Raw genomic sequence first — 17,012 nt, forward strand, 5'->3', positions numbered from 1 at the left:
CCGGACGAGCGCCGGTCCGGGCCGGCCGCGGGTCGCGGGCGCGGGAGCACGGCAACGGTCCGTAGCCTGTCGCACCATGACCGACGCCGCCACGCCGACCCCCCTGGCCTACCCGCCCGCACCGCGCGAGGACCTCGCGGAGGACCTGCACGGACGCACCGTCGCGGACCCGTACCGCCGCCTCGAGGACCCGCGGGACCCCGCCACGGAGGCGTGGTCGGCGGCGCAGGACGCGCTGTACGCCGCGTACCGCGGACGCGCGGAGCGGGCTGCGGCCGGCGGGCCGTTCGCCACCGACGCGCTGCGCGACCGGCTCGGCGCGCTGCTGGGCGCCGGCTTCGTCAGCGCACCCGCGTGGCGCGGCGACCGCCGGTTCGTCTCGCGGCGGGCCGGTGACCAGGAGCACGCCGTCGTGGTGGTCGTCGAGCCGGACGGCGGCGGCGGGGAGCGCGAGCGCGTGCTCGTCGACCCCCTCGCCCTCGACCCCGCGGGCACCACGACGCTCGACGCGTGGCAGCCGTCCAAGGAGGGCGACCTGCTCGCCTACCAGGTGTCCTCGGGCGGTACCGAGGAGAGCGTGCTGCACGTGCTCGACGTCGCGACGGGCGAGGTCGTCGACGGGCCGGTCGACCGTGCGCGCTACTCCCCCGTCGCGTGGCTGCCCGGCGGCGAGGCGTTCTTCTACGTGCGCCGGCTCGCGCCCGCGCTGCTGCCGGCGGACGAGCAGCAGTACCACCGGCGGGTGTGGCTGCACCGCGTCGGCACCTCGCCCGAGCAGGACGTCGAGGTGTTCGGCGCCGGACTGGACATGACGAGCTACTACGGCGTCTCGGTGAGCCGCGACGGACGCTGGCTCATCGTCTCCGCGTCGGCCGGCACGGCCCCGCGCACGGACGTGTGGATCGCGGACCTCACGGCCGGCGGCGGGACCGAGGCACCGTCGTTCGCCGAGGTCGCCGTGGGCCTCGACGCCGAGGTGGGTGCGTGGGTGGGCCGCGACGGGCGCCTGTACGTCCACACCGACCTCGACGCTCCGCGCGGGCGGGTGTGCGTGACCGACCCGACCGCGCCGGGCGTGGCGCACTGGACGACGCTCGTGGCGCAGGACGACGAGGCGGTCCTCGAGGACGTCGCGCTGCTCGACGGCGGGGGCGACGACACGACGCCGACGCTGCTGGTCGCGTCGTGGCGGCGGCACGCCGTGAGCGAGGTCACACTGCACGACCCGACGACGGGCGCGCGGCACGCCGGCGACGCGGGCCGGCTGGCGCTGCACGGCCTCGGCTCGGTGTCCGGGCTCGTCACGCGGCCCGACGGCGGCACGTCCCTGTGGTTCTCCTACACCGACCACGTGACGGTCCCGCGGGTGTACCGCTTCGACGCGACGACGGGCGCCCTCACGGTGTGGGCGACCCCGCCCGGCGCCGTGCCCCACCTGCCCGACGTGCGGGCGCGGCAGGTCGAGGTCACCAGCGCCGACGGCACGACCGTGCGCGCGTTCGTCCTGGCGCGCGCCGACCGGCTCGACGCCGACGGGCACCCCCTCGCCCCCGCGCCGACCGTGCTCTACGGGTACGGCGGCTTCCAGATCTCCCTCGACCCCGCGTACTCGGCGAGCACGCTCGCGTGGGTCGAGGCCGGCGGCGTCTACGTCGTCGCGAACCTGCGCGGCGGTGGCGAGGAGGGCGAGGAGTGGCACCGCGCCGGCATGCGCGCGCACAAGCAGAACGTCTTCGACGACCTGTTCGCGGTCGCCGAGCACCTCGTCGCGGGCGGCTGGACCACGACGGACCGGCTCGCCGTGTGGGGCGGGTCGAACGGCGGCCTGCTCGTCGGCGCCGCCGTGACGCAGCGCCCGGACCTGTGGGCAGCGGCCGTCTGCTCCGCCCCCCTGCTCGACATGGTGCGCTACCAGCGCTTCGGCCTCGGCGTGACGTGGACCGAGGAGTACGGGGACGCGGACGTGCCCGAGGAGCTCGACTGGCTGCTCGGGTACTCCCCGTACCACCGGGTCGTCGAGGGCACCGCCTACCCGGCCGTGCTGTTCACGGTCTTCGAGGGCGACACCCGCGTCGACCCGCTGCACGCACGCAAGCTCGGCGCGGCGCTGCAGGCGGCGACGTCGTCCGACGTCGACGACCGGCCGGTCCTCGTGCGCCGGGAGATCGGCGTCGGGCACGGCGGACGCGCGCTGTCGCGGACCATCGGCCTGTCCGTCGAGCAGCTGCAGTTCGTCGCCGACCGCACGGGCCTGCTCGCCGGCCTCGCCGGGGCCGACCGGGCGGAGGGGGCCGCGTGACGCCGCTCGTGCTCGGCGCCCCGACGCCCTCGTCCACCGGGACGGACCACCCCGGGTTCGTCCCCGCCGTGCCGGAGGACCGCACGGACGTGGCGGCGTGGGCCGCGTCGTTCTGGGACTGGTTCGTGGGCCTCCCGCTGCGGATCGTCCTCATCGTCGTCATCAGCGCGCTCGTGCTCGCCGCGCTGCGCCACCTCATCGGCACCGTCGCCGACCACATCGCCACGGGCGACTCCCTGCTCGAGCGCGGCGTGCTCAAGCCGCTCGGCGGCACCGAGATGCGCTCCGTGCTGCAGCGCGCGAACCCCGTGACGGCCGTGCGGCGCGCGCAACGGGCCCGCACGATCGGGTCGGTGCTGCGCTCGACGGCGTCGATCGTCGTCGGCTCGATCACGGTCGTGCTGGTCCTGGACGCGCTCGGCGTGAACATCGCGCCCCTCATCGCGTCGGCCGGCATCGTCGGCGTCGCGGTCGGATTCGGCGCGCAGGCGCTCGTCAAGGACTTCCTGTCCGGCCTGTTCATGCTGCTCGAGGACCAGTACGGCGTCGGCGACGTCGTCGACGTGGGGGCCGCGACCGGCACGGTCGAGGCCGTGGGCCTGCGCGTGACCAAGGTGCGCGACGGCGACGGGACGCTCTGGTACGTCCCGAACGGGTCGATGCTGCGCGTCGGCAACAAGACCCAGGGCTTCGGCACGGCGACGGTCGAGATCGACGTCGACTACTTCGCCGACCTCGACGAGGTGCGCGGCGTCCTCGAGCAGGCGGCGGCCGAGGTCGCCGCCGCGCCCGTGGTCGGCGCGTTCGTGCAGGGCTCGCCCACGATCACCGGCGCCGAGCGGCTCAGCGCCGAGGCCGTCACGGTCAAGCTGAGCCTGCGCACCGAGCCGGGCAAGCAGTGGGAGGTCGGCCGGCAGCTGCGGGCGTCGGTGCGCCGCCGGCTCGCCGAGGCGGGCGTCCCGCTCGGTGGCCAGCGGGACCTGCTGGCGGCGCACCGCGCGGCGAGCGAGGGTCCGGGCGAGGCGGTCCCGGCGGGGGCCGACGTCGACGCGCCGGACGCGGGCGGGGGCGGGGGTGCGCAGGGGGGTGTGGACGCGGGCGCGGACGCCGGCGGCGCCGCGGCCGAGCCCGACGCCGCCCGCCCCGCCACCGACCCGGCCGCCGTGCCGGACGGACGCGACCCGCACGACACGCCCGTGCACGACGCGCTGCACCCCGACCCGGGCCGCAGCGAGCGCGCCTGAGAGGGCACGGCCCCGTCCGCACCGGCGGACGGGGCCGTGCGCGCGCAGGGCTCGGCTCAGCCCTCCGGTGCCCAGTCCAGCAGCGGCCGGCCGGGGTCCACCCGTGCGCCGTCGGGGACGAGGTGCGTGAGCGTCGCCGGGTCGCCCTGGAGCACGACGACGGGGCACACGGTCGCCAGCCCCGCGGCGGCGACGTCGAGGGGCGACCACGTCAGCACGCGGTCCCCAGCACGGACGTGTGCGCCGGCCTCGACGTGCACCTCGAAGCCCTCGCCCTTGAGGCCGACGGTGTCGATGCCCACGTGCACGAGCACGGCGCGGTCCGCGCCCAGGTCCAGGGCGAACGCGTGCGGGTGCAGCGCGCCGACGACGCCGTCGCACGGCGCGAGGACGTCCTGACGGGCGACCGGGTCGGGCTGGACGGCGACGCCCGGGCCGACCATCTCCCCCGCGAACACGGGGTCCGGCACGTCGGCGAGGGGGCGGACGGTGCCGGCCACGGGGCTGAGCAGCCGGACGGCGGTCACGTCGGCGCCCTCAGGTCGGCGGGCTCGTCGGCGCGGTCCACCGGGCACCGTCGTCTCGTCGGCACCGGTCGTCCCGTCGGTCGTCTCAGCGTCGGTCGTCTCTGCGCCGGTCGTCTCTGCGCCGGTCGCTCAGCGCAGCGTGTCGAGCTCGGCCGCGAGGTTGTCGGCCTCCGGGCCGACGATGACCTGGACGATGTGGCCGGAACGCACCACGCCGAACGCGCCGCTGGCCTTGAGGGCGGCCTCGTCGACGAGCTCCGCGTCGCCCACCTCGACCCGCAGCCGCGTGATGCAGGGCTCGAGGTCGACCACGTTGGTCTCCCCGCCCAGGGCGGCCAGGATCTGCTGTGCCTTGCTCAAGTGGTTCTCCCCAGGGGTTGTCGCGACGCCGCACGTCCCGCGCACCGCCTCGGCGCGGGCGCACGTCCCGTGCGTACCCCCAAGGCTACCGCCGCCGCCGCGGCCGTACCCACCGGTCCGGCCCTTCGGCCGTGGCGCAGGACCACCGCGTGTGCTCGGGCCCGGCCGCCGCTGCGCGGGCCAGGTCGGTGGCGCGCGTGTCGGCGCTGGCACGCGGGGCGCGGTCCACGACAGACTGCCCACGCACCGACGCCGTCGTCGGTGCGGTGCCGCGTCCGCACCCGGGCCACGCCCGGGGCGGCCGGGGCACCGCGAGCAGCGAGGAGGTACGCGTGGGCAGCACGACCGTCGTCACCGGCATCGGTGTGAGCCCGGGACGCGTCGTCGCACCGGCCGCGCACCTGCCCGAGGCCGTCGCCGAGCCGCCCGCCGGACGCCGCCTGCCGCCCGGCGCCGACACCGAGGCCGCCGCCGCGCGCGTGGCCGAGGCCGCCGAGGACGTGCGGGCAGGGCTCGACGCTGCCGCGGAGGCCGCCGAGGGCGCGAGCGCCGCGCTGCTGTTCGCCACGGCGGCGATGGCCGCGGACCCGTCGCTCGTCGCCGACGCGCAGGAGCGCGTGCGCGTCGACCACCTCGTGCCCGAGCGCGCCGTGTGGGAGGCCGCCGACGCCGTCGCCGCGCAGCTCGCCGAGCTCGGCGGGTACCTGGCCGAGCGCGTGCGCGACATCCACGACGTGCGCGACCGGCTCGTCGCACGGCTCACCGGGCGCCCCGCCCCCGGCCTGCCGGCCCTCCCGCACCCCTACGTGCTCGTGGCGCACGACCTCGCACCCGCCCTGACCGCGACGCTGGACCCGGCGCGCGTCCTCGCGGTCGTCACGACCGCGGGCGGCCCGACGTCGCACACCGCGATCCTCGCCCGCGCCCGCGGGATCCCTGCCGTCGTGGCCGCGGCGGGGGCGGCCGGCGTGGCGGAGGGCACCACGCTGCTCGTCGACGGCGCGGCCGGCACCGTGACGCTCGACCCGTCCGACGACGTGGTGCAGCGCGTCCGGGCGCTCGCCGCCGCCGTGCGGACGTTCGACGGGGAGGGCCGGACCGCCGACGGCCAGCGCGTCGAGCTGCTCGCCAACGTCGGCGACCCGGCGGAGGCCGAGGCCGCAGCCGCGTCCGGGGCACAGGGCGTCGGCCTGTTCCGCACCGAGTTCGCGTTCCTCGACCGGACCGAGGCGCCGACGGTCGAGGAGCAGGTGGCGGCGTACGGGCGCGTGCTCGCCGCGTTCGAGGGCCGCAAGGTCGTGGTCCGCACGCTCGACGCGGGCGCCGACAAGCCGCTGCCGTTCCTGCGCGCCGCGCCCGAGGCGAACCCGGCCCTCGGCGTGCGCGGCCTGCGGGTCGCCGAGACGCACCCCCACGTGCTCGAGGACCAGCTCACGGCCATCGCGCGGGCCGCGGCGGACCACCCCGGCACGACGACGTGGGTCATGGCGCCGATGGTCGCGACCGTGGACGAGGCGGAGGGCTTCGTCGCGGCGTGCGCCCGCCACGGGCTCGGCACCGCCGGGATCATGATCGAGGTGCCGAGCGCCGCGCTGCTCGCGGCGCCGATGCTCGCGCACGCCGCGTTCGCGAGCGTCGGCACGAACGACCTCACGCAGTACACGATGGCCGCCGACCGGCTGCTGGGCGCCGTCGCGCGCCTGTCCGACGCCTGGCAGCCCGCGGTCCTGCGACTCGTCGAGATGGCGGCGGCGGGCGGCGCCGCGCAGGGCCGCCCCGTCGGCGTGTGCGGCGAGGCCGCCGCCGACCCCGCGCTGGCCGTGGTGCTCGTCGGCCTCGGCGTGACGTCGCTGTCCATGACGCCGCGCGCGCTGCCGGACGTCGCGGCCGTGCTCGCGGCCACGACGTCGCAGGAGTGCCGGCGGCTCGCCCGGCTCGCGGTGACCGCGCCCGGCGCGGACCACGCGCGGTCGGTCGTCCGCGGGGGGCTGACGGTCCTCGACGAGCTGGGCCTGTGACGCGCCACGGCCCGCACGTGCCGCCTCGGCGGTCGGCGCGAGCAGCCGGGGCGCCGCGCCGCACCGTGTGAGGTGCGCCCGCGGGCGCCGCGGAGCGGGCCGCCTCGGGCGGGCGCGTGTGAGGATGGGCGCCGTGAGAGCCGACTCGTTCTACGAGGCCGTCGGCGGGCACGAGACCTTCGTCCGGCTCGTCGACGAGTTCTACCGCGGCGTCGCCACCGACCCCGTCCTCAAGCCGATGTACCCGGAGGAGGACCTCGGCCCCGCCGCCGAGCGCCTCACCGGGTTCCTCGAGCAGTACTGGGGCGGGCCTGGCACCTACTCCGAGCAGCGCGGCCACCCCCGCCTGCGCATGCGGCACGCGCCCTACAAGGTCAACCCGGACGCGCGCGACCGCTGGCTCGCGCACATGCGCACCGCGGTCGACAGCCTCGACCTCGCCCCCCTGCACCGCGCGCAGCTCTGGGACTACCTCGAGCGCGCCGCGTTCTCCATGCTCAACACGTTCGAGGACTGACGGGACCACCGCCCCCATGACGCACCCCACCCCCGACCCCGCGGACGGCGTCCCGGCCGACGCGCCCGCCGACGCGCCCGCCGACGACCCGACCGCGGCCGTGCTCGGCGTGCTCGACGTCACGGCGGACCCCGAGACGCCCGACCTGTTCCACGCCCGGAGCCTCGCCCAGCCCGGCGGACGCGTGTTCGGCGGCCAGGTGCTGGCCCAGGCCCTGCTCGCGGCGGGCCGCACCGTGCCCGCCGACCGCCTGCCGCACTCGCTGCACGGCTACTTCCTGCGCCCGGGCGACGTGCGCAAGCCGATCGCGCTGACGGTCGAGCGCCTGCGCGACGGGCGCTCGTTCACCGCACGCCGCACGCACGCGCTGCAGGACGGCCAGCCGATCCTCTCGATGATCGCGTCCTTCCAGGAGGACCAGCCCGGCGTCGCGTACGCCGAGGAGATGCCGGCGGACGTGCCCGCCCCCGAGGACGTCGTCTCGGCGCTCGACCAGCTCGAGGGCATCGACCACCCCGTCGCGAAGTTCTGGACGCAGGAGGCCGCGTTCGACGTGCGGCACGTCGGCGGCTCGCTGTACCTGGGCGCCGACCCGGAGCCGGGCCTCGGCCGGCAGATGGTGTGGATGCGCTCGCGCACGCCGCTGCCCGGCGGCCAGCTGCTCCACCGCGCGCTGCTGGCGTACGCGTGCGACCAGGTCATGCTCGAGCCGGTGCTGCGGCGCACCGGCCGGTCCTGGGCCGCCCCCGGGCTGGCGATGGCGAGCCTGGACCACGCCATGTGGTGGCACCGCGACGTGCGCGTCGACGACTGGCTGCTCTACGTGCAGTCGACGCCGAGCGCTCAGGGCGGGCGCGGCCTCGGCGCCGCACGCGTCTTCACGCGCGACGGGACCCTCGTCGCGTCCGTGGCCCAGGAGGGCATGGTGCGCCTGCCGGGGTGACGCCCGGCACGGCAAGGACGGGGCCGCGGTCCGCGCTCGGCGAGCGCCCCGGCACCGCCCGGGTGAGACTCCCGCCATGGTCCGGCTCCGACGTGTGCGCATCGACCAGCCCGGCTGGACGCGGCGACGGGCGGGCCGCGGCTTCGTCTACCTCGACCTCGACCGCCGGCGCATCGACGACCCCGAGCACCTCGAGCGGGTGTCGACGCTCGCGATCCCGCCGGCCTGGAAGGACGTGTGGATCTGCCCGTGGCCGAACGGGCACATCCAGGCCGCCGGCTTCGACGACGCGCAGCGCCGCCAGTACCTGTACCACCAGCAGTGGCACACGCGGCGGGCGCGGCTCAAGCACGACCACGTGCTCGACGTCGCGCGGCGCCTGCCAGGTGCCCGGCGGCGCGTGCAGGCCGACCTCGCGCTCGACGGCATGCCGCGGGACAAGGCGCTCGCGCTGGCGTTCCGGCTGCTCGACCGCGCGTACCTGCGCGTCGGCGGCGAGGGGTACGCACGCCGCAACGGGTCGTTCGGGCTCGCGACGCTGCGCCGCGACCACGTGCAGGTGCTCGCGCCCGCGCACGACGCGGACCCCGGCGCCGTGCACCTCGTCTTCCCGGCCAAGTCGGGGCAGGTGCGCGACACGATCGTCGAGGACGAGGTCGTCGCCGCGCTGTGCCGCACGCTGCTGCGCCGCCGCGACCCGAGCCCCGAGCTGCTCGCGTGGCGCGACGACGCCGGCTGGCACGACGTCACGAGCAGCGACGTCGCCGGGTACGTGAAGGACCGGCTCGGGGACGCCTCGCCGAAGGACTTCCGCACGTGGCACGCCACCGTGCTCGCCGCCCGCGGGTTCGCGCAGGCCGGGCCGACGCCCGCGAGCGACCGCGGCCGGCGGCGCGTGGTGGCGTCCGTGGTGAAGGCGGTGTCGGAGGAGCTGGGCAACACGCCGGCGGTGGCCCGCTCGTCGTACGTGGACCCGCGGGTGATCGAGCTGTGGGAGCGCGGGGAGACGATCGCCCCGACGCGGTCGCAGGCGGTCGCCGAGAAGCGGACGCTCGCCATGCTCGCGCCCTGACGCCGGCCCGGGCGGACGGTCCGCGCGCCGGCGCGCGCCCACGGCCGGTGCGCACCGGGCACCGACGGCTCCGGGTGCGGCCCCCGGGCCGCGGCCGCAGACTGCCCGGGTGAGGCGAGACGACGACGTTCCCGAGCCCGGCCGCGCCGCCGAGCCCGGGCTCGCCCCCGAGCCCGTCGCCCGCTCGCTCAGCGGGCTCGTGCCCGGGCCGGGTCCCGACGGCAGGCCGCGGCCCGACGCGCCGCTCGTCGCGGTCACCGGGGTCACGGGGTACGTCGGCGGCCGGCTCGTGCCCGAGCTGCTGGCGGCCGGGTACCGCGTCCGGGCGGTCGCCCGCCACCCCGACCGGCTGCGCGGACGCCCGTGGTTCGGCGACGTCGAGGCCGTCGAGGGCGACGCCTCCGACCTCGACGGCATCCGCGCCGCGCTCGACGGCGCCGACGTCGCGTACTACCTCATCCACTCCCTCGGTTCCGGGAGCTCGTTCGAGCAACGGGATCGCCGCACGGCGCTGACGTTCGCGCAGGCGGCGCGCGAGGCCGGGGTCGGGCGGGTCGTCTACCTCGGCGGCCTGTACCCGGAGGGCGAGGAGCTCTCGCCGCACCTGGCCTCGCGCACGGAGGTGGGCGAGATCCTCCTCGCGTCCGGCGTGCCGACCACCGTGCTGCGGGCGGCCGTGGTCCTCGGGTCGGGGTCGGCGTCGTTCGAGATGATGCGCTACCTCACCGAGCGCCTCCCCGCGATGACGGTGCCGACGTGGGTCGACAACCGCATCCAGCCGATCGCGATCCGGGACGTCCTCCGCTACCTCGTCGGGTCCGCGGCGATGCCCGCGGACGTGTCGCGTGCGTTCGACATCGGCGGGCCGGACGTGCTGACGTACCGGCAGATGATGCAGCGGTACGCGGCGATCGCGGACCTGCCGCGGCGCGTCATCGTCGGCGTGCCCGTGCTGAGCCCGCGCCTGTCGAGCCACTGGGTGTCGCTCGTGACGCCCGTGCCCGGCGGGCTCGCGCGGCCGCTCGTCGAGTCCCTCGTGCACGAGGTCGTGTGCGACGAGCACGACATCGCCCGGTACGTCCCCGACCCGCCCGACGGGCTGATCGGGTTCGACCGCGCCGTGCGGCTCGCGCTCGCCCGGATCCAGGGGGCAGGCGTCACGACCCGGTGGTCGTCGGCCGCCGTGCCGGGCGCACCCAGCGACCCGCTGCCGTCCGACCCGGACTGGGCGGGCGGCTCGCTCCACGTCGACGAGCGGCGCGTCGACGTCGACGCCTCCCCCGCCGCGCTGTGGCGGGTGATCGAGGCGGTCGGGGGCGAGCGCGGCTGGTTCTCGTGGTCGCTCGCGTGGCGCGTGCGTGGCCTCCTCGACCGGATCGTGGGCGGGCCGGGCCTGCGCCGCGGGCGGCGCGACCCCAGCCGGCTGGTGCTGGACGACGCCGTCGACTTCTGGCGGGTCGAGGCGCTCGAGCCGGGGCGCCTGCTGCGCCTGCGCGCGGAGATGCGGCTGCCCGGGCTGGCGTGGCTCGAGCTGCGGGTGGAGCCGACGGAGCGGACGGGCGACGCCGGTGGTGGCGATGTCGATGCCGCGGCGGACGCAACGGACGCGGGCGACGCGGCGGACGCGGGGACGGCCGGCGACCCCGCGACGCGGCCGCCGACCGTGTTCGCGCAGCGCGCGCTCTTCCACCCGCACGGCCTCGCGGGCCAGCTCTACTGGTGGGCGGTGTACCCGTTCCACGGCATCGTCTTCGGCGGCATGCAGCGCAACATCGCGCGCGCCGCCGAGACCGCCGAGCGCGCCCGCACCGACGTGCCGCGGACCGCCGACCGCCGGCGCTGACCGCGGGCGCCGACCGGGGCCGGTGACCGGCGGCGATGACCGGCGGCGATGACCGGCGGCGATGAAGCTCCGGCGACCGGTCCGCGGGCCGCCGCGCGGCCCGGCACACCCGCGCGCCTCAGCGGCGACGGCGCAGCTGCACGGGCTCCTCGACGAACGGCTCCCAGGCCGTCCGCTGCTCCGCGGCGATGCGCTGCGGCGCACCGGTGGCGGCGTCGACCAGGACGAGCGTCGTCACGGCCCGTGCGTAGGGCGCCGACGCGTCGGCCGCGGCCGGTGCGTCCCGCACCTCGTAGCAGACGTCGAGGGATGCGCCGCCGAGGTGGCCGATCCACATCTCCACGACCACCGGCGACCGGCGGTAGCCGAGCGGGCGGACGTACTCGATCTCCTGGCGGGCGACGAGCGTGGCGAGACCCGTGCCGGGACCGGCGTCGAGCACGGCGGTGGGCCACGCGCCGTCGGGGCGGGTGCCGTCCGGGCCCGCGGGGTGGCTCCAGAAGGCCTCGATGCGCGCCTCCTCGAGCAGCCGCAGCATCTCGACGTTGTTCACGTGGCCGTACGCGTCCATGTCCGACCAGCGCAGCTGCACCGGTACCTCGAGCCGAGCCATCCGCGTCCTCTCCTCGGCACCCTCGTGCCGGCCGGCGGCGCCCCGTCGGTCGGTGCGCCGTGCGTGCATGGTGCATCGCCGTGCCGCCGGGGCTGCCTCCGGGGCTGTCGCCCCCTCGCGGATCGACCCGTCGGCACCCCGCCCTCAGCGTCGCCGGCGCGTCCCGTCCCCGGCCGCCCGACGCGCCAGGTCGCGGCACGAGCGCCACCGGGCGAGCTCCGTGGTGACCGGGTCGACGACGCGCACGGTGGCGACCCGCGCCACCGACGCGCGCAACCGCCGCCGGGCCCGTGCCGACTGGCGGCGGCCCTCGGCCCACGCGCCGACCGTGCCCAGCAGCGTCAGCAGCAGACCGAGCGCGAGCCCGCCCACCACGAGCGCCGTCGGCGCGGGCAGGGGCCCCCACTCGGGCGTGGTCGGCTCCGGCAGGCGCAGGTACGCCGTGCCCGCGAGCACGCCGAGCCAGACGAGCCCGCCGACGAGCGCGACCACGCCGGCCCACTGCAGCACGTCGACGGTGCGGGCCCACCACGGCGCCCGCGCGGGCAGCAGGGTCGTCGAGGCGACGGCCACGTCGAGGTCGTCGGCCAGTCCGCCCGTGCGCACGTCGGCGCGCACCGCGAGCACCCACGCGTCCGGCAGGCCCGTCGTCGCCTCGTCGAGCCAGCCACGCACGGCGTTCGCGGCCTGGGCCTGCACCTGCGGACCGGCCGGGGGCAGCGACGTACGGTCGGCGGCGTCGCCGTCACGCGCGCCGGGCTGCAGGTGCAGGCGACGCAGCGGGTCGGGTCGCACGCGCCCGAGGGCGCGCAGCGGCGGCCAGCCGGTCCGCGCGCGCACGCGGCGGGCGGCGGACCGACGCACCGCGTCGACGACGGTCGGCACGCCGGCTGCGTGCTCGAGCGCGGTGACGAGCCGGTCGGCGGGGGGCACGTCGCGCCGCACGTCGGCGCCGCCGTCGAGCGCGGCGGCGACCGCGGACCCGATGCGGGAGACGTCGGCACGCAGGCGGTCGGCCGCCGCGCGGCGCCGCTCCGCCGCGCGCGCGAGCAGGGCGCGGAGCTCGTCCACGCCCTCCCCCGTGCGCGCGCTGACGGGCACGACGGGCACGTCGTCGAGGCCGTCCTGCACCGCGAGCCGCCGCACGTCGTCCCGCCACGCGACACGCTCGCCGGGCGCGAGGCGGTCCGCCTGGTTGAGGGCGAGCACCATGACGGCCGCGTGGCCGGAGAGCGGTCGCAGGTACCGCTCGTGCAGCACCGCGTCGGCGTACTTCTGCGGGTCGAGCACCCACACGAGCAGGTCGGCGCGTTCGTAGAGGCGCTCGGCCGTGGCGCGGTGCTCGACGACGACCGAGTCGTGGTCCGGCAGGTCGAGCAGCACGAGCCCGGTCGGCAGGCCGCGTGCCGTGGGGTTGTCGGCCGGGAGCGCGTGCCGGTCCCCCACCTCGAGCCAGTCGAGCAGCGCGTGCACGTCCTCGTCCGTCGCGACCGCCGCGAGGGGCCGCGACGTCGTCGGGCGCAGCGTGCCCGGGCGGGCGACGTCCGCGCCCGCGAGGGCGTTGAACAGCGACGACTTGCCGGACCCGGTCGCCCCCGCGAGCGCCACGACGGTGGTCGACGGCGCCAGCGCCAGGCGTTCGCGGACGTGCGCTACGACGCGCGCCCCCTCGGCTGCGAGCGCGGGGTCGAGCCGGTGCCCGGCCGTGCGCAACAGCCCGTCGAGGGCGTCGGTCCGCTCCGCCAGGTCGTCCGGGCGGCTCACCGGGCGTCCTCGTCGCGGCCCGTGACGCGGCGCCACCAGCCCCGCAGCCCACCCGCGGCGGGTGCCTCGGCCGGCGACGGACCGTCCGGGCGGGCACCCGGGCGGCGCGCGCCCACGCCCCGGAGGGCGCCGGTGCGTGCCGGCGAGGCGTCGTCGCCGTGTCCCGGCGCGGGCGAGCCGGCGGCGCCGTCGGCCCCGGGCACGGTGGACGGCGTGTCGAGCACGGGGACGGCGGCGACCCGCGCCGCCGCCGCGCGCACGCCCGCACCACCGGCGTCGGCCGTGCCGAGCGCGTCGAGCTGGGCGGTGAAGCGTGCGGCCTCGGCGTCGAGCACGCCGTGCACGCGGGCGAGCAGGCGCTCGTGCGCGCTCTGCGTGAGCCGCCGCACGGCGTCGTCGCCGAACACCGCCTCCAGCAGGCGCTGCGCGAGCACGGCCGTGCCGCCCGCGATGCCCAGCTCCGCGCCGGTCAGCCCGCCCGTGGAGGCGAACACCGCGAGCATGAGCGCCGCGCCGAGCCCGTTGACGCCGAAGGACAGCGCGCGCGCCTGCGTGCGCCGGTCGGCGCCCTCGTCGGCGACGAGCGCGAGCACGTCGTCCTGCCAGGCCCGGACCTGTGCGGCGATCTCCTCGCGCAGCCGGGCCGACGACCGCGACAGCGCCAGGCCGTCGAGCAGCGCGGCACCGCCGGGGTCGGACCGCCACGCGGCGTACGCGCGCTCGGCGGCCTGCTCGGCGGCGTCGAGGACGACCGCGTCGAGGCTGCGCCCGATGGCGTCGGCCAGTGCCGGCTCCTCTGCACGGCGTCCGCGCACGGCGGACGTGAGCCGGTCGCGCCAGCGCGCGACGCGCTCCTCGACGGACCGCATGAACTCGCCCGTGCCGACGACGTCCTGCCACCGGGCCAGGACCTCCCCGCGCAGCAAGCGCCCGTCCGACGTCGCGCGCTCCACGTCGACGAGGGCCGCGCCGTAGGCCGTCCGGACGGCGGCCCGCAGGCGCGCGTCGGCGGCCTCCTGCGCGTCCGCCGCGTCGGCGACCAGGCCGGCCCGGACGACGAGGTCCGCCACGAGCCCGTCGCGCGTGCGCTCGACGACCCCGCGCCGTGCGGCGGGGTCGGCGGCCAGGCGCGTCAGCCACTCCGCGACCGGAGCCACGGCCCACCCCGGCAGCAGCCCGTCCTCGGGCTCCACCTCGGGCACGACCAGGACGGGCGTCCCCCCGAGCCCGTGCTCGGCGAGCATCGCCGTCAGGTGCGTCCGGACGGCGTCCTCCTCGCCCGGGTCGACGCGGTCGAGCACGAGCGCGAGCTCGACGCGGCGCTGCGCGGCCGTGGCGAGCAGCTCCCAGGGCACCGCGTCGGCGTAGCGGGCGGCCGTGGTCACGAAGAGCCAGAGGTCCGCCGCGCCCAGGAGCTGGCGGGCCAACGCCCGGTTCTCGTCGACCACGGAGTCGATGTCGGGCGCGTCGAGCAGGGCGAGGCCCTGCGGCACGGCGTCGCTGGCCACCAGCCGCAGGCCGGCGTGACCGGCCGCCGTCCCCGTGGTGTCCGGCGTACCCCCGTCCACGGCACGGCTGGTCCCGCGGTCCGCGACGAGCCGGGCGAGCCCGGGCAGGACGCGGTCCGTGGTGAACCAGCGGCCGTCCAGCGGGTGGTGCACGAGGACCGGCCAGCGCGTCGTCGGGCGCAGCACCCCCGCCGTCGACACCGGTGCCCCGAGCAGCGAGTTCACGAGCGTCGACTTGCCGGCACCGGTGGACCCGCCGAGCACCGCGAGCACGGGAGCCGCCACGGCGCGCAGGCGCGGGAGCAGGTAGTCGTCGAGCTGTTCGACGGCCTGCCGGCGGACCGCGCGCGCCTCGGCGACACCGGTGCCCTCGAGCGGCAGCTCGACCTGACCGAGGCGCAGCCCCAGCAGCTCGAGCGCCTCCACGAGACCCCCGCCGGGCGCGCCGTCCGCGACGCCGGGCACGCCCTCCGCGACGGCCGGCGCACCCGACCGCCCCGCCGGACCGTCGGGGTCCGGCAGGTCGGGGCGGCCGGGCGCGTCGTCGCTCATGGTCGTGTCCTCAGTCCCGGCGCAGCTTGCGGTAGGTCACGCGGTGCGGGCGCGCCGCGTCGGCGCCGAGGCGCTGGACCTTGTTCTCCTCGTAGGCGGCGAAGTTGCCCTCGAACCAGTACCAGCTCGCGGGGTCCTCCTCCGTGCCCTCGTACGCGAGGATGTGCGTCGCGACGCGGTCGAGGAACCACCGGTCGTGGGAGACCACGACGGCGCAGCCCGGGAACTCGAGCAGCGCGTTCTCGAGGGAGCCGAGCGTCTCGACGTCGAGGTCGTTGGTCGGCTCGTCGAGCAGCAGCAGGTTGCCGCCCTGCTTGAGCGTGAGCGCGAGGTTGAGGCGGTTGCGCTCACCGCCGGACAGCACGCCTGCGGGCTTCTGCTGGTCGGGGCCCTTGAAGCCGAACGCGGCGACGTACGCGCGCGACGGCATCTCGACGTTGCCGACCTTGAGGAAGTCGAGCCCGTCGGACACGACCTCCCACAGCGTCTTCTTCGGGTCGATCCCGCCGCGGCTCTGGTCGACGTAGGAGATGGACACCGTCTCGCCGACCTTGAGGTCGCCGCCGTCGAGCGGCTCGAGCCCGACGATCGTCTTGAACAGGGTCGTCTTGCCGACGCCGTTGGGGCCGATGACGCCGACGATGCCGTTGCGGGGCAGCGTGAACGACAGCCCGTCGATGAGCGTCCGCCCGTCGAAGCCCTTCTGCAGGTCCTTCGCCTCGAGGACGATCGAGCCCAGGCGCGGGCCCGGCGGGATCTGGATCTCCTCGAAGTCGAGCTTGCGCGTGCGGTCCGCCTCGGCGGCCATCTCCTCGTAGCGCGCGAGACGCGACTTCGACTTGGTCTGGCGGCCCTTGGCGTTGGACCGGACCCACTCGAGCTCGTCCTTGAGGCGCTTGGCGAGCTTGGCGTCCTTCTTGCCCTGGACCGCCAGGCGCTCCTGCTTCTTCTCCAGGTACGTGGAGTAGTTGCCCTCGTACGGGTAGAGACGGCCGCGGTCGACCTCGCAGATCCACTCCGCGACGTGGTCGAGGAAGTACCGGTCGTGGGTGACCGCGAGGATGGCACCGGGGTACTGCTGCAGGTGCTGCTCGAGCCACAGCACGGACTCGGCGTCCAGGTGGTTGGTCGGCTCGTCGAGCAGCAGCAGGTCGGGCTTCTCGAGCAGGAGCTTGCACAGCGCCACCCGGCGGCGCTCACCACCGGACAGGACGTTGACGTCGGCGTCCGGCGGCGGGCAGCGCAGCGCGTCCATCGCCTGCTCGAGCTGCGCGTCGAGGTCCCACGCGTCGGCGGCGTCGATCGCCTCCTGGAGCTGGCCCATCTCGGCCAGCAGCGCGTCGAAGTCCGCGTCGGGCTCGGCCATGAGGGCCGAGATCTCGTTGTAGCGGTCGAGCTTGCCCTTGATCTCGGCGACGCCCTCCTCGACGTTGCCGAGGACGGTCTTGTCGTCGTTCAGGGGCGGCTCCTGCTGGAGGATGCCGACCGTGTAGCCGGGCGACAGGCGCGCCTCGCCGTTGGACGGCTGGTCGAGCCCGGCCATGATCTTGAGGATCGTCGACTTGCCTGCGCCGTTAGGGCCGACGACGCCGATCTTGGCGCCGGGCAGGAAGTTCAGGGAGACGTCGTCGAGGATGACCTTGTCGCCGTGCGCCTTGCGCGCCTTGTACATGGAGTAGATGAACTCAGCCACTGACTGCTCGTCCGCCTCGGGTCGCTTTCGGTGGGGACGCCGCCGGTCGGGGCGCGCGG

The 17,012-nt window shown here is 76.9% G+C and carries 13 protein-coding genes; 7 read left to right on the forward strand and 6 right to left on the reverse strand.

Going from position 1 to position 17,012, the window contains the following annotated elements:
- Nucleotides 1–76 precede the first annotated feature (76 nt).
- A complete protein-coding gene (locus E5225_RS11300) occupies nt 77–2,299 on the forward strand; it encodes a prolyl oligopeptidase family serine peptidase (protein ID WP_135972673.1) in 2,223 nt (740 codons plus the stop codon).
- The gene (locus E5225_RS11305; protein WP_244243662.1) at nt 2,296–3,543 is read left to right on the forward strand and encodes a mechanosensitive ion channel family protein; all 1,248 of its coding nucleotides are present in this window, start codon (nt 2,296–2,298) and stop codon (nt 3,541–3,543) included. Before E5225_RS11300 ends, E5225_RS11305 begins: the two co-directional genes overlap by 4 nt.
- Before the next feature lie 56 nt (nt 3,544–3,599).
- Here the strand turns inward: E5225_RS11305 and E5225_RS11310 are convergent, their stop codons facing one another.
- Both E5225_RS11310 and E5225_RS11315 read right to left on the reverse strand, forming a co-directional pair.
- The gene (locus E5225_RS11310) at nt 3,600–4,070 is read right to left on the reverse strand and encodes a PTS sugar transporter subunit IIA (protein ID WP_135975165.1); all 471 of its coding nucleotides are present in this window, start codon (nt 4,068–4,070) and stop codon (nt 3,600–3,602) included.
- Nucleotides 4,071–4,199: 129 nt separating this feature from the next.
- Entirely contained in the window at nt 4,200–4,475 is a 276-nt protein-coding gene (locus E5225_RS11315; protein ID WP_135975167.1) for a PTS sugar transporter subunit IIB, read from the reverse strand.
- Between the two features lie 287 nt (nt 4,476–4,762).
- On the opposite strand from E5225_RS11315, the gene ptsP reads away from it, so the two are divergent.
- The 5 genes from ptsP (at nt 4,763) to E5225_RS11340 (ending at nt 10,823) form a co-directional block, all read left to right on the forward strand.
- Nucleotides 4,763–6,448 (forward strand): phosphoenolpyruvate--protein phosphotransferase, encoded by a 1,686-nt coding sequence (gene ptsP, locus E5225_RS11320; protein ID WP_135975169.1) that lies wholly within the window; start codon nt 4,763–4,765, stop codon nt 6,446–6,448.
- 133 nt (nt 6,449–6,581) lie between these two features.
- Complete coding sequence (locus E5225_RS11325) at nt 6,582–6,965, forward strand: globin (protein ID WP_135975170.1); 384 nt, start codon at nt 6,582–6,584, stop codon at nt 6,963–6,965.
- A 16-nt stretch (nt 6,966–6,981) separates the two neighbouring features.
- Complete coding sequence (locus E5225_RS11330; protein WP_135975172.1) at nt 6,982–7,908, forward strand: acyl-CoA thioesterase; 927 nt, start codon at nt 6,982–6,984, stop codon at nt 7,906–7,908.
- 76 nt (nt 7,909–7,984) lie between these two features.
- Nucleotides 7,985–8,980 (forward strand): DNA topoisomerase IB, encoded by a 996-nt coding sequence (locus E5225_RS11335; RefSeq protein ID WP_135975174.1) that lies wholly within the window; start codon nt 7,985–7,987, stop codon nt 8,978–8,980.
- 109 nt (nt 8,981–9,089) lie between these two features.
- On the forward strand, nt 9,090–10,823 hold the full coding sequence (locus tag E5225_RS11340; RefSeq protein WP_135975176.1) for an SDR family oxidoreductase: 1,734 nt from the start codon (nt 9,090–9,092) through the stop codon (nt 10,821–10,823).
- Nucleotides 10,824–10,941: 118 nt separating this feature from the next.
- On the opposite strand, the gene E5225_RS11345 is transcribed toward E5225_RS11340, so the two are convergent.
- From E5225_RS11345 to ettA, 4 genes are all read right to left on the reverse strand, one after another.
- Nucleotides 10,942–11,436: an acyl-CoA thioesterase gene (locus tag E5225_RS11345; RefSeq protein ID WP_135975178.1), complete on the reverse strand. Its 495-nt coding sequence runs from the start codon at nt 11,434–11,436 to the stop codon at nt 10,942–10,944.
- Between the two features lie 144 nt (nt 11,437–11,580).
- Complete coding sequence (locus tag E5225_RS11350; RefSeq protein WP_135975180.1) at nt 11,581–13,200, reverse strand: GTPase; 1,620 nt, start codon at nt 13,198–13,200, stop codon at nt 11,581–11,583.
- Nucleotides 13,197–15,260, reverse strand: a complete 2,064-nt coding sequence (locus tag E5225_RS11355; RefSeq protein ID WP_136225428.1) for a GTPase domain-containing protein — start codon at nt 15,258–15,260, stop codon at nt 13,197–13,199. Before E5225_RS11355 ends, E5225_RS11350 begins: the two co-directional genes overlap by 4 nt.
- A gap of 10 nt (nt 15,261–15,270) precedes the next feature.
- Nucleotides 15,271–16,953: an energy-dependent translational throttle protein EttA gene (gene ettA, locus E5225_RS11360; protein WP_135975435.1), complete on the reverse strand. Its 1,683-nt coding sequence runs from the start codon at nt 16,951–16,953 to the stop codon at nt 15,271–15,273.
- Nucleotides 16,954–17,012 lie beyond the last annotated feature (59 nt).

Origin of the sequence: Cellulomonas shaoxiangyii (assembly GCF_004798685.1) — a bacterium.
Lineage (GTDB): Bacteria > Actinomycetota > Actinomycetes > Actinomycetales > Cellulomonadaceae > Cellulomonas > Cellulomonas shaoxiangyii.